Raw genomic sequence first — 12,323 nt, forward strand, 5'->3', positions numbered from 1 at the left:
TTGAATTCCGTTTGACCTTATCCGATCAGCTTGAACATGGCGTTACCCAACTCAGCTGGAGAGCGCACTACGGTCACGCCCGCCGCTTCCAGGGCGTCAAACTTGGCTTCCGCCGTGCCCTGACCACCGCTGACAATGGCGCCGGCATGGCCCATGCGTTTTCCGGCCGGTGCCGTGACACCGGCAATGTAAGCCACCACCGGTTTGGAAACGTTTTCTTGAATGTATTGCGCGGCGTCTTCTTCGGCTTGACCGCCGATTTCACCGACCAGAATAATGCCCTCGGTTTGTGGGTCCTGCTCAAACAAGGTCAAGCAATCGATAAAGTTCATCCCCTGGATTGGGTCTCCGCCAATACCGACACAGGTCGATTGACCCAGGCCGTTTTGCGTGGTTTGGTGAACCGCTTCGTACGTCAAGGTGCCAGAGCGCGACACGATACCCACTTTTCCGGGCAAATGAATGTGGCCCGGCATAATCCCGATTTTACAGCCCTGTTGATGATCGCCCGGCGTAATCAGGCCTGGGCAATTCGGCCCAATCAAATAGGCATCGGACTTGTCCAGCACTGTTCGAACTTTCAACATATCATTGACCGGAATCCCTTCCGTAATACAGGTAATCACTTTAATACCGGCGTTGATGGCTTCAATAATCGAATCGGCTGCAAACGCCGGCGGCACATAAATCATTGAGGCCTCGGCGCCGGTTGCGGCCACCGCTTCTTTGACGGTATTAAACACCGGCAAGCCTAAGTGTTCGCTGCCGCCTTTACCCGGCGTCACGCCGCCGACCATCCGGGTGCCATACGCCATGGCCTGTTCGGAGTGGAAAGTGCCTTGTTTGCCGGTAAAGCCTTGGCAAATGACTTTGGTTTGATGGTTGATCAAAATACTCATGCTTGACCCTCCATTGCCGCATTTAACGCCGCATCGACTGCTTTTTGCGCCGCATCGGCCAAGCCGTCTGCGGTAATGATACTCAAGCCGCTATTGGCGAGTTTTTCTTTTCCTAATGTCACATTGGTTCCTTCTAAACGCACCACGACAGGAATTTGCAAACCAACTTCCTGCACCGCCTGAATAATCCCGTCGGCAATCAGGTCGCAACGCACAATGCCGCCAAAAATATTCACCAGAATCGATTTCACTTCAGAAGAGGATAGAATCAGTTTAAAAGCTTCCGCCACGCGCTCCGGCGTCGCGCCACCGCCCACATCCAGAAAATTGGCTGGCTCGCCACCATTCAGCTTGATTAAATCCATCGTGGCCATCGCCAAACCGGCGCCATTGACCATACAGCCGATGTTGCCGTCCAGCGCAATGTAATTGAGCTGATGATCGGCCGCTTTGGCTTCACGCTCGTCTTCCTGAGTCGCATCGCGCATTTCCACCAGGCCTGGTTGGCGATATAAGGCATTGGAATCGATATTCAATTTCGCATCCAATGCCACCAACTCATTGTCCGCGGTCAGCACCAACGGATTGATTTCCAGTAGAGAGACATCCTGATCCAGCGCCATACGGTAAAAGCTTTGCATCATCGCCGCCATCTGCTTGAATGCGGTACCGGTCAAACCCAATGCAAAACCGATTTCACGGCATTGATACGGCATCAGCCCGATGGCACCATCCACATGCACGGACAAGATTTTTTCCGGCGAGGCTTCGGCCACCAGTTCAATGTCCATGCCACCCGCTTCGGAAATCACAAAGGTATGTGTTTTGGTGACACGATCCACCAATAAGCTCAAATAAAATTCGTGGCGAATATCCAACGTCTGCTCGATCAAAAGCGCATTCACCGGCAAGGCTTTTCCGGCCGTCTGAATCGTCGCCAATGACGACCCTAATAAAGAAGCCGCCGCTTGCTGTGCTTCTTCAGCCGTTTTCACCAGCTTTACACCACCGGCTTTACCACGTGCTCCGGCATGAATTTGGGCCTTAACGACCCAACCATCCGAATCGATTTGCGCCAGCGCATCAGGCAACTGGCTCAAGTCATCAATCTTGACGCCGGTCGGCGTCGGGATACCATACTGCTGAAACAGCGATTTTGCTTGATATTCGTGTAAGTTCATGAATTGCCTTTTAACGGATTTGCCGCACCCACCTTGATACGATGTTCGGCGGTAAATTAAATTGCAATTATTTTATGTTTTTTAGACAATAAATGCATTAAAACAACCGCTGAAATCACTGAATTCCTATGAGAGCCCTGCTTTTTTTCGTATTTATCCTAGTCGTTTACCTGGCCATTCGCTTTACATTAAAACGTGTGCGGGAATTGCGCGCCGCGTCAGCCGAGGCTGAAACCTTAAAAAACAAAGCCGAACCGGAAGAAATGGTGGCCTGCGCGACCTGTGGTTTACACCTGCCAAAACACGAAGCGATTTGCGAAACGTCCGAAGCAGGCGACCGCTTTTTTTGTTCAGAGGCCCACCAACAACAGGCACATAAAGAAGATTAAGCTGAAACGAAATCAGGACAGAATGTTTTCGATTTTCGCTTCAAACACCACGACCTGACCGGTCAGAGGGTGATTAAAATCCACCACCACTTCATCGCCGTTCACTTCATAAATCGTACCGGGTATTTCATCCCCGGACGGGGTATCAAAGCCGATAACATAGCCTTCTTCCAGCACCATCGTGTCGGGAAATTCATTGCGCGACATGGTTTTGAAGTTCTCGGGATCCGGCAAACCGAACGCCTGTTCCGGCATCAGTGTGAATTTTCCGGTCGTGCCCACTTCCAGACCGATTAGCAACTCGTCCAGACGGTTCAACAGTTGCCCATCGCCGATCTGAAAGGCAAACACCTCCCCTTCTTCGGTTTGATCGACCACGGTGCCATCCAGTAGGGAGAGTTGAAAAGAAATTTCAATTTCGCTGTTTTCTTGTACGGTTTTAACGGTTTTTTGACTCATAATATTATCTTCTCGTTTTGATAATCGGCGACGAATTGGTTTCGAATTACCGCTTGGCGGGAGTTGAACGTTTTTGACTAGGCCTGGCCGTTTTGGGCTTAGGCGCGGTCTTTGGTTTTGTTTTAGTACGCGTCTTGGGCGTCGATTTTGCAGTCGCTACCGGTTGCCCCGCCACCACGATTCGGTTTCGTCCGGCTTCCTTGGCTTGATACAAGGCTTCATCGGCGTATTTCATGACCTCGTGCGGTTTCTTATGCTGTGCATCCCGCGTGGCCAGGCCAAAACTCACCGTGACATGTGTTTCCTCATCCTGGCCATTCAACGGCACCTTCAAAACACGGGTCTCAATCGCCTTGCGCACGGTTTCCAGCGCCGGTAACACTTGGTCAGGCAACTTGCCTTTAAACACCACCGTAAATTCTTCACCGCCATAGCGATACACCTGGCCGGTGGCAATCATTTCCAACTCCTGCGCAACGGTTCGCAACACCAAATCCCCGACATCATGACCGTAAGTATCGTTAAAAGATTTAAAATGGTCGATATCCATCATGGCGATGCTGTATTTGCGGCCCAAACCTAAAAACGATTCCAATAAGGCGCGACGCCCTTTTAACCCCGTCAACTGGTCGGTATAAGCAATATGATGCGCATCGAAAATCAGCGATAATAAAATCATCATCGCGGCAAAGGCACTGGTCCAGGCCAAAGCGCCATACTCGTAAAAAGCATTCAAACCAAACGCCATGACAATCAGAACAAACACCACGGTTTGATCCAACACCTTGGCGTGACTGAGAAGTGCATTGCGGAACATCATCAGGAACCAGACTCCCACCATTGTGAGCATCGCCACGAACGGCAAACGTACCGCTTCATAGCCGCTCGGCGAAGCAACCCAACGCCAGTATTCAAGCGGCAAATTCGCCATAACCCAATAAACAAAATAGCCTTGCGCAGCCAACAAAATAAATTGGACAGAGACATAAAGTTTATCCTGAACACCTCTTTCCGGAAACAGTAACCAGAAGAGTAAATTCAATGGCAACAGCAGCGCTAAAACCGGGTACAAGGTAATGGCCGACAAGGTGACGTCCGCCTGGGGCACAAAATACTGCATTCCGGCGTTGAACAACACCAGACTGGCGAGAATCAATATCGGTTGAAGACGGTTCAGAAACGCACTGACAAAAATACCCAGGCCTGCAATCAGATAGGGCAACCAGAACAGCAGCTTTTGTAACGCCAAAGGCCAGTTCGGAATGCTCGGCATCTGCCAAATGGCAAATACCGTTAACCCCAGCAACCAAATAATGTGTTTCAATGGCCCCATTTAACGCGTCTCAAACCGTCGATTAGGTTTTACCGAAAATGGAGAAGTCCGGTTTGGCTCTTTCTTCACAGCGAATACGCCATTCCAACACATAATCACAGTTTTGACCGGCGGCACAACTGAAATCGTTATAACCGAATTCGGCGGATTTCCCGGCATTTTTGGTCAGCACCAAATACCCCAGCGGGCAGAGTTCATCCGCTTCGCTTTCAATGGTGAAGCTGTCGAAATCACGTGGTGGTTCGCTGTAAAAGTTGACGATTTGATAGGTATCGTCGCCCATGTCTTTGGTTTGCACGCCGGAACAGCCCACCAGAAAAACGGCCAGGCCTGACAGTAAAAAAAGCTTGAAAAAGGATGGTTTAAACACGTGAATGCTTCTCTATTAAACAGTTTATGGTCGTCATTCAAAACCGAATGACCCGATTGAATGATTTTACGGAGCCGAATCGACCGGCTCTTCTTTAATCCCGATTTCACTCACCACATAACACATATTGGTGTGCAGCTTTTTGCCGTCCACCAAAAAGGAAGTGGCCCCACCGATTTTGTCATCCGGGTTCAAACGAACACTGCCTTTATAGGTTTTCAAAACCTTACCGGTATAACAGCTGTAAATCTCTATTTTACGGTCCAGGCCGACCCAATCGGACTGAATATTCTTAGCGGTATTCGAGACTTTTTCGCATGCCGTTACCGCCAACAAAGCAGGCAGCACCAACAGCAACTTCAGAAAAGGTTTCATCTTTTTCATCAACCTTTGGCTCCTCAAGTGAGACCGTTATTGAACACGGACGCTTTCACAAAACGTCTTTGTGAGAGCTTTGTTTAAAATTGAGGGTTATTTTACACGTTTTAAGGCGTCAAAAAACAAGAAAGCCGACAATTGTCGGCTTTCCAAATTGAATCGAGTTCCACCCAAACGACATCAATCCACGGGAATTCCCGCTTCGTCTTCTTTCGGCTTCACCGGCTTCAAACCTTGCTCTTCGGCTTCCTGCTTAATTTCCTTAACGGAAGTATCTTTACCGTCTTCATAAGCTTCTTCACCGTCATCGGCGACTTTGGAAGCATTTTCTTTGGTACCTTCCCAAGCCTTGGCGGCATCTTCCTTAACATTACTCCACAACCCCGCTTGAGCGCTCATCGTTGCACCCAATAGAATCACGACACTAAATAATTTCATTAATTGTTTCATGGTTACACCCTCTCACTTACTAGAGAGCTTTGCACGAGTGGGACGCGAGGAAAAAATGAGATAAAATTCTTCTGAATTAGGCGGAAAACGAAGCTAATAGCTGGCTATTAACGAGTTTTTCAACGACATTCAGGAAAATTTTAGCCATTTTTAGCCGTGTATCCATCTCATGCAAAGCTCTCTTATACGTTCATTTAATGTTTTTATATTTTTTAATTGTATTTTCATCAATCGCGAGCGTTCCATTCCAGCCGGCTTCCACCGTCCGTCCATAAGGCAAAATGAGTATAGTCAATTTTCTTAAGGTTGACGAGGTAAAATATGTGTACTTTAATGAATTCTTAAAACTTCAAACACTTACGTCCATGCTTTACACATGCAAAAAAGACACGACAAACAGAAACATAATTAATTTTTATCACGAACATCGATAAAATTTTATTTTACCCATATAGATTTTTTCTATACCATTTATTTAACCTTAAATAAAAGGATTAAACTCTGATGAATATTACCATTCTCGGCACAGGATTTGCCGCCCTTACCGCTATCAAGAAAACTCGTAAACTAGCACCAAACGCTCGGATCACAGTGATTGCCCCCACCAAAGAATTGATTTATCTTCCAAGTTTAATCTGGATTCCGTCCAATCTCCGCCGTGGAGAGGACCTTCGTATTAATTTGACCAATTTCTTTAACCGCCAAACAGTGGAATACATTCAGGCCAGCGTCACCGATATTTCCAATAACGGACGCACCGTCCACACTGACCAAGGTGATTTTGAAAACGACGGTCTGATCATCGCGTCCGGCGGCCGCTTTATCAAAAAACTGCCCGGCATCGAACACGCCATCACCCCCTGTGAAGGCATTCCGGCCGCCGAGAAAATCAAAGAACGTTTGAACAATATGTCCGGCGGAACCATTGCCATTGGTTTCGGCGGCAACCCAAAAGAACCTTCCGCCATGCGCGGCGGCCCGATGTTTGAATTCCTGTTCGGCATCGACACCCTGCTTCGCAAACAAGGGCGTCGCGACCAATTCGAACTCATCTTCTTCAACCCGGCCCCCAAACCCGGCAAACGCTTGGGCGACAAAGTACCGGATGCCGTCATGAAGATGATGGCCAAAAAAGGCATCAAAACGCGCCTCGGCCACAAAATGAAAGCCTTTGAGGCCAACAAAGTCATCACCGAAGGCGATGAATTTGAAGCGGATTTGATTCTGTTTATGCCTGGCATGACCGGACCGGCCTGGTCACAAAATTCAGACATTGCAAAATCCGAAGGCGGTTTGATCAAAGCCAACGAATTCTGCCAAGTGGACGGGTTGGAAAAAACCTATGTCGCCGGTGACTCCGGTAGCTACCCGGGACCAGACTGGCAAGCCAAACAAGCTCATATGGCCGACTTGCAAGCCGAAGCCGCGGCCCACAACCTGGTTGCAGAGCTGCAAGACCAAACGAATTTTAAAACCTTTAAGCACGAACTAATATGCATTATCGACACCCTATCCCACGGCGTTCTCATCAAGCGGACCGAAAAAGGAACATTGATGTTGCCACCGTGTCGTCTGATGCATTTAGCCAAACGCTTTTTCGAACTCTTGTACCTCAGACAGTACAAGTAATTTTTCATCATTACTTAGGAACCACACATGGAACAATCGCTTTTTCATGACAAATACCCGGTTTTCTCGAAAACCATTGCTAAATCCGACACCCAATATCAAAGTGTCGATGCCATCTTAGATTACTTGGAAGACTGTATTAACGACAATGAAAAAGCGGGATACATCGCCCGTTTCGACCACGCCGCTCATACTCAAAACATTAACGGTGAAGTGGCACCGGATATTTTGGAAGCCAAGCACATCATCTTTTGCTTTGGCATGCAATTACCGGTGCCTCAAGCGATGGCGGTTCGCCCTCGCTCGTTCGGCGTAACCGATATGGGAGATAACTTTGTCGTGAGTTTTATGGAAGCGCCAAACCCAAAAGCACAAGACTGGATGACGGAGTGGGTGGAAGCCATTTAAGATTCAAGTCATAACCCATAAAAAAAGGGGCTTAAAAGCCCCTTTTTTTATGCCTAAGTGAACGTTTGCAATCAGTGGATTTCGTTCAACCCGACTTTCAACAAACCGATATGACTGGCATAATTCACCAATTCCGCAGACGCGGTCATCCCCAGCTTGGTCATAATGTTCTCGCGGTGTTTGGATACCGTTCGGTCACTGATCTCCAACATTTCGGCAATGTCTTTGGTCTTATAACCTTCGGCTACCAGTTTAATAACCTGTTTTTCACGCACCGACAATTTTTTCGGACGCTTGGGCTTATCGTCCAGCTCCACGTCGTCGGTTTGTTGTGCGGCCAATTCCGCTTTATATTCTTCCAGACCTGGCTGAATATCGGAATGAACAAAACTCTCACCGGCAATCACATTTTTGATACCGCCAATTAGCTCTTCTTTCGACACCGATTTTAGCGCAATCCCTTCTACCCCCAAATCCAGTACTTCTTTCCAAACATTCGGTGCTTCGGCCGCCGTCAAGACGATGACTTTGGTATCGTATTTTTTCTTTTTCAGGTGCGTGATCACCGCTATGCCGCTCAACTTAGGCATCGACAGGTCAATAATCAAAATATCCGGCTGTTTTTCGTCAATCAAAGCAAGTGTGGATTCACCATCTTGAGCTTCGGCTACCACCTTGACCGTACCGTCGGAATCCAAGATGGACTTAAAACCGGCACGAACCAAATCATGATCTTCTGCCAAGAGAACTTTAGGTTTTGCTTTTGCCATGCGAAAATCCTTCTGTAGTTTTGGGAGTAAAAGTTCGTAGTAAAACTTCTTTATTTTGGTCATTATAGACCGTTTCAAAAAAATTTCATTGAAAAATTACCCCAGTTTTCGTAATTGATTTTCCAGAAAGCGCAACCGCGCTTCCACATCCGAGCGGTTCTGATAAGACGGCATTTGCTCCATTTCACGCACCACATCCAACACGCTTGGCATATTGAACAACATCAAATTCCCCTTCATGCGGTGCAGAACCTTACGAATAGCCGCCTCATCCTCAGCCTGAAGCCGGGCTCGTATCTCATCAATTTCTTTTCGGCTGCTTTCCACTAATTGCGGCACAAGATGCTGCAGGTGTTCGGGAATATCCAAGGCTAGACTTTCCATCTGCTTAACGCCCTTCAAGGTGCTTAAATTGGCTTTTGTCGCCGCGTGTTCCTTGCAATGCAGCAGATGAATGATCTTGTCCTGTGAAATTGGCTTTTCCACCCATTCATCAAAAATGCTTTGGTCGATTTCAATCCCCATCTGCTCGACTTCATTGACGGTATGCGCCGCGGTCAACGCAAATACGCCTTGCAAACGCGGTTTGGATTCCGCCGGTAAATCTCGAATTTTTTGGCACACCTCCGCGCCATTCATGCCTGGCATTTGAATATCCAAAAACACGAAGTCATAGGCGTTCTGTTGGAATTTTTCCCAGGCCTGGTTACCGTCATTTGCTTTATCGACCCGACAACCGATTTGCTCCAAAAAGGTCTCGAGCACTTTTTGGTTGATATTGGAATCATCGGCAATCAAGACATCAACATCCTCACACCGAAAACTGTCACTCAGCTCCGAACAGGTATCACACCCCATTGCCACATTGAGGTCACCTGTTGGGCAGGACTTAACCTCCATCGGCAAATTCACAGTGAATAAACTGCCGACGCCTTTTGTGGACTCAACATAAATCCGTCCGTTCATTAACTCAACCAAGGTGTTCACTATGGCCAACCCCAAACCCGACCCCACATAACGCGGCCCCGCATCCGATTCCAGCTGCTTGAACGGTTTAAAAATGTTTTTTAAGTCAGCTTCATCCATTCCGACTCCGGAATCGGACACCTGAATTTCCAATTCATTATCCAACTCGCGGATTTCAACGAACACCCCGCCGATTTCGGTAAATTTAATGGCGTTGACAATCAGATTCACCAAAATTTGCGATACCCGGACTAAATCGCCGTAGAAGCAGTTATTGCGACTGCTGATCGCGAAGGAGACAAAAATGCCTTTCTCCGACGCAATCGACTTGGTTAGGTGACTGACATATTCGCCCAACTGATCGAGTTCAAATATCGTCGGTTTTAATTGAATTGACCCGAATTCAGTTTGAGCGAACGTCAAAATATCATTAATCAGAAAATTCAGTTGCTCGATGGTCAACCGCATGGTTTTCAGATCGTCCGTCGCATCTTCATGGGCTTGCTGTTTCTTTTTAACCACGGAAACCAAACTGTTCATCCCCATCAAGGGTGAGCGCAATTCATGACTGAGCATCGCCAAAAACTGCGTTTGGTCGTCGTATTGCTGTTGCAACAACGCCGCTTCTTTTTTGGCCATTTCCTCTTTAGCACGGAGCTGCTCGATCATCAAACGACTGTGCGATTCGATCAACTGCTCTTCCAGTGCGTACATCTCCGACACTTCCACACAAGTGGAGTAAAGCACGCGACAATCGCCCGGCCCTTGATGGGCCAGATGAAGCTTATTAATCAGCCAGGTAATCTTTTCGTCGACTTTAAAGCCGACTAAAAAGCGTTCATCCACTTCCGGACGCGCCATAAATTCACGAGACTTATACTCAAGCAGGTGCGCGCTTTCCGGCATCAAATAGGAAAGAAAGGTGGCATAGTCCGGAATTTGCGCCCCCACCATCTCTTGCAACGCCGGCGACGCTTTGAACTTCACGCCGTCACCTTCCTGAGTTAAACACCACCAAAGGGTTTTATTGAGCAGCATTTCGCCCAGAAAATTTTTATCCAAATCCATTCGCGACACTTTCTATAATTTTGAGTATGAATGCGATAGAATAGCAACAAATTTAACCAGATACCAGCAAAGGGGCCGAGTCCGCTCAACGCCCTAAAAATAAGCCAAAGACGCTTCCTATGACACAACACTATCGCATTGAAAAAGACAGTATGGGAACCTTGGAAGTTCCCGAATCCGCCCTTTACGGCGCTCAAACACAAAGAGCCATCGACAATTTTCCGATCAGCCATCAACCGATACCCGCCGGTTTCATCCAGGCGCTGGCTTATGTCAAGTTCGCCTGCTCGGAAAGTAACTTGGAACTGGGCTTGATTTCGGAAGAAAAAGCCAGTGCCATCCAAGCCGCCGCCAAAGAAATCATTCAAGGCCAACATTTGGAACATTTCCCGATCGATGTGTTCCAGACCGGCTCCGGCACCAGCACCAACATGAACATGAACGAAGTCATCGCCACACTGGCGAAACAGCTGACCGGAGTGGACATTCACCCGAATGATGACGTCAATATGAGCCAAAGCTCCAACGACGTCATTCCGACCAGCATTCATGTCGCAGCCGCCATTGCCGTCGAAGAGCAATTATTACCAGGCCTGGAAGCATTGGTTCAAACCCTGGAAGCCAAAGAACACGAGCTGGCCGGAACCGTTAAAACCGGTCGCACCCATTTAATGGATGCGACGCCCATTCGGTTCGACCAGGAGATTTCCGCCTGGCGCCACCTGATTCTGGACAATATCGAACGCTTGAAACACACTCAGGTTCGACTGCACCGTTTACCGCAGGGCGGCACGGCCGTCGGCACCGGCATTAACGCCGACCCGGAATTCAGCCGCTTGGTGAGCGCCAACCTGTCCACCATCACCGCCGTGCATTTCGAACCCATGGCCAACCTGTTCGTCGGCCTCAGTTCACAAGACACCGCCGTGGAACTCAGCGGACAATTAAACGTGCTGGCCACCAGCTTGATGAAAATCGCCAACGACTTGCGCTGGATGAACTCCGGTCCCTTGGCAGGCCTGGGCGAAATTCAACTACCGGCTTTACAACCGGGCAGCTCCATTATGCCGGGCAAGGTCAACCCGGTCATTCCGGAAGCGGTTTGCATGGTCGCCGCGCAAATCATGGGCAACCACACCGCCATCACCGTTGGCGGGCAGGCCGGTAATTTCCAATTGAACGTCATGTTACCGATGATTGCCCGCAACCTATTGGAAAGCATTGAAATTGCCGCCAATGCCGGCAAGGTTCTGGCGGAAAAAGCCATTGCCGGTTTTACCGTCAACCCACAGAACATTCAAGAAGCCTTGGAAGTCAATCCGATTCTGGTCACCGCTTTGAACCGTGTTGTCGGTTACGAAACCGGGGCCGCCATCGCGAAAAAAGCCTACGAAACCGGACAACCGGTTTTGGACGTGGCTAAAGCCATGACGGAGCTCGACGAAGAGACTCTGCGCAAGTACCTGAATCCCGCCCTGCTCACGCAAGGCGGCAATCCCAACCCGGATGCCTAATCCGTTCACTAAACCAGCTCAAGGAGACTAGAATGGCTGTAACCAACCTAAAAATCGAAGATTTTGAATCCACTATCGAAAACAACGACATTGTCATTCTGGACTTCTGGGCCGAATGGTGTGGCCCCTGTAAACAATTTTCACCGATTTTCGAAGCCGTATCCGAAAAACACCCTGACATCGTTTTCGCCAAGGTCAATGTGGAAGAACAGCAAGAACTGGCTGGCATGTTCCAAGTGCGCTCCATTCCAACGCTGGTATTCATGCGCGAAAAAATTGTCGTTTTCTCCAACCCCGGCATGATTCCGGAGTCCAATCTGGAAGAAGGCATCCAACAATTGTGCGATTTGGACATGGCAAAAGTCCGTCAGGATTTGGAAGCCGCCCAACAAGAAAATTCTTAAATTTCTATCCGCGCAATTTGTGCTAAATTAAACGAAATGTTCTGAACAACCTAAGGAACCTCTGTGATTAAATCCGTTTGGATTTAATCACAGAGGTTTCCTAAA

General features: G+C 48.3%; 14 protein-coding genes. 5 read left to right on the forward strand and 9 right to left on the reverse strand.

The genetic code is table 11. The features are described 5' to 3' along the window. Positions 1-17: 17 nt before the first annotated feature. Together sucD and sucC are read right to left on the reverse strand one after the other, a co-directional pair. Positions 18-899 carry a succinate--CoA ligase subunit alpha gene (gene sucD, locus AC0KH7_RS07185; protein WP_472372049.1) on the reverse strand — a complete coding sequence of 294 codons (882 nt, stop codon included), beginning with the start codon at positions 897-899 and terminating at the stop codon, positions 18-20. Continuing rightward, entirely contained in the window at positions 896-2,080 is a 1,185-nt protein-coding gene (gene sucC / locus AC0KH7_RS07190) for an ADP-forming succinate--CoA ligase subunit beta (protein WP_472372051.1), read from the reverse strand. The genes sucD and sucC overlap by 4 nt, the downstream gene beginning before the upstream one ends. Before the next feature lie 128 nt (positions 2,081-2,208). On the opposite strand from sucC, the gene AC0KH7_RS07195 reads away from it, so the two are divergent. Then, the gene (locus AC0KH7_RS07195) at positions 2,209-2,469 is read left to right on the forward strand and encodes a PP0621 family protein (protein WP_472372053.1); all 261 of its coding nucleotides are present in this window, start codon (positions 2,209-2,211) and stop codon (positions 2,467-2,469) included. 12 nt (positions 2,470-2,481) lie between these two features. On the opposite strand, the gene AC0KH7_RS07200 is transcribed toward AC0KH7_RS07195, so the two are convergent. The 5 genes from AC0KH7_RS07200 to AC0KH7_RS07220 form a co-directional block, all read right to left on the reverse strand. After that, complete coding sequence (locus AC0KH7_RS07200; protein WP_472372055.1) at positions 2,482-2,928, reverse strand: FKBP-type peptidyl-prolyl cis-trans isomerase; 447 nt, start codon at positions 2,926-2,928, stop codon at positions 2,482-2,484. Positions 2,929-2,974: 46 nt separating this feature from the next. Then, positions 2,975-4,261 (reverse strand): GGDEF domain-containing protein, encoded by a 1,287-nt coding sequence (locus tag AC0KH7_RS07205; RefSeq protein ID WP_472372057.1) that lies wholly within the window; start codon positions 4,259-4,261, stop codon positions 2,975-2,977. A gap of 22 nt (positions 4,262-4,283) precedes the next feature. Then, positions 4,284-4,631, reverse strand: coding sequence for a hypothetical protein (locus AC0KH7_RS07210; protein ID WP_472372059.1), 348 nt, complete (start codon positions 4,629-4,631; stop codon positions 4,284-4,286). A gap of 66 nt (positions 4,632-4,697) precedes the next feature. Continuing rightward, positions 4,698-5,015 (reverse strand): hypothetical protein, encoded by a 318-nt coding sequence (locus AC0KH7_RS07215; RefSeq protein WP_472372061.1) that lies wholly within the window; start codon positions 5,013-5,015, stop codon positions 4,698-4,700. Positions 5,016-5,189: 174 nt separating this feature from the next. Continuing rightward, positions 5,190-5,447, reverse strand: coding sequence for a hypothetical protein (locus AC0KH7_RS07220; protein ID WP_472372063.1), 258 nt, complete (start codon positions 5,445-5,447; stop codon positions 5,190-5,192). Positions 5,448-5,963: 516 nt separating this feature from the next. Here AC0KH7_RS07220 and AC0KH7_RS07225 point away from each other — a divergent pair. Then, positions 5,964-7,088 (forward strand): NAD(P)/FAD-dependent oxidoreductase, encoded by a 1,125-nt coding sequence (locus AC0KH7_RS07225; protein WP_472372065.1) that lies wholly within the window; start codon positions 5,964-5,966, stop codon positions 7,086-7,088. 27 nt (positions 7,089-7,115) lie between these two features. Continuing rightward, entirely contained in the window at positions 7,116-7,496 is a 381-nt protein-coding gene (locus AC0KH7_RS07230; protein WP_472372067.1) for a DUF6858 family protein, read from the forward strand. A 71-nt stretch (positions 7,497-7,567) separates the two neighbouring features. Here the strand turns inward: AC0KH7_RS07230 and AC0KH7_RS07235 are convergent, their stop codons facing one another. Continuing rightward, on the reverse strand, positions 7,568-8,266 hold the full coding sequence (locus tag AC0KH7_RS07235) for a response regulator (protein ID WP_472372069.1): 699 nt from the start codon (positions 8,264-8,266) through the stop codon (positions 7,568-7,570). Between the two features lie 96 nt (positions 8,267-8,362). Beyond that, complete coding sequence (locus tag AC0KH7_RS07240) at positions 8,363-10,300, reverse strand: hybrid sensor histidine kinase/response regulator (RefSeq protein ID WP_472372071.1); 1,938 nt, start codon at positions 10,298-10,300, stop codon at positions 8,363-8,365. 119 nt (positions 10,301-10,419) lie between these two features. On the opposite strand from AC0KH7_RS07240, the gene AC0KH7_RS07245 reads away from it, so the two are divergent. Both AC0KH7_RS07245 and trxA read left to right on the forward strand, forming a co-directional pair. Beyond that, the gene (locus AC0KH7_RS07245; RefSeq protein ID WP_472372073.1) at positions 10,420-11,814 is read left to right on the forward strand and encodes a class II fumarate hydratase; all 1,395 of its coding nucleotides are present in this window, start codon (positions 10,420-10,422) and stop codon (positions 11,812-11,814) included. A gap of 32 nt (positions 11,815-11,846) precedes the next feature. Next, entirely contained in the window at positions 11,847-12,218 is a 372-nt protein-coding gene (trxA, locus tag AC0KH7_RS07250) for a thioredoxin (protein WP_472372075.1), read from the forward strand. The last annotated feature ends 105 nt before the right edge of the window (positions 12,219-12,323 follow it).

This window comes from Hydrogenovibrio sp. (assembly GCF_965140365.1).
Lineage (GTDB): Bacteria > Pseudomonadota > Gammaproteobacteria > Thiomicrospirales > Thiomicrospiraceae > Hydrogenovibrio.

Bases quoted from the DNA above. Each gene is read 5' to 3' on its own strand.
- AC0KH7_RS07235 (WP_472372069.1), bottom strand. From the start codon at position 8,266: ATGGCAAAAGCAAAACCTAAAGTTCTCTTGGCAGAAGATCATGATTTG.
- AC0KH7_RS07205 (WP_472372057.1), bottom strand. From the start codon at position 4,261: ATGGGGCCATTGAAACACATTATTTGGTTGCTGGGGTTAACGGTATTT.
- AC0KH7_RS07215 (WP_472372061.1), bottom strand. From the start codon at position 5,015: ATGAAAAAGATGAAACCTTTTCTGAAGTTGCTGTTGGTGCTGCCTGCT.
- AC0KH7_RS07220 (WP_472372063.1), bottom strand. From the start codon at position 5,447: ATGAAATTATTTAGTGTCGTGATTCTATTGGGTGCAACGATGAGCGCT.
- sucD (WP_472372049.1), bottom strand. From the start codon at position 899: ATGAGTATTTTGATCAACCATCAAACCAAAGTCATTTGCCAAGGCTTT.
- AC0KH7_RS07245 (WP_472372073.1), top strand. From the start codon at position 10,420: ATGACACAACACTATCGCATTGAAAAAGACAGTATGGGAACCTTGGAA.
- AC0KH7_RS07225 (WP_472372065.1), top strand. From the start codon at position 5,964: ATGAATATTACCATTCTCGGCACAGGATTTGCCGCCCTTACCGCTATC.
- sucC (WP_472372051.1), bottom strand. From the start codon at position 2,080: ATGAACTTACACGAATATCAAGCAAAATCGCTGTTTCAGCAGTATGGT.
- AC0KH7_RS07240 (WP_472372071.1), bottom strand. From the start codon at position 10,300: ATGGATTTGGATAAAAATTTTCTGGGCGAAATGCTGCTCAATAAAACC.
- AC0KH7_RS07200 (WP_472372055.1), bottom strand. From the start codon at position 2,928: ATGAGTCAAAAAACCGTTAAAACCGTACAAGAAAACAGCGAAATTGAA.
- trxA (WP_472372075.1), top strand. From the start codon at position 11,847: ATGGCTGTAACCAACCTAAAAATCGAAGATTTTGAATCCACTATCGAA.
- AC0KH7_RS07230 (WP_472372067.1), top strand. From the start codon at position 7,116: ATGGAACAATCGCTTTTTCATGACAAATACCCGGTTTTCTCGAAAACC.
- AC0KH7_RS07195 (WP_472372053.1), top strand. From the start codon at position 2,209: ATGAGAGCCCTGCTTTTTTTCGTATTTATCCTAGTCGTTTACCTGGCC.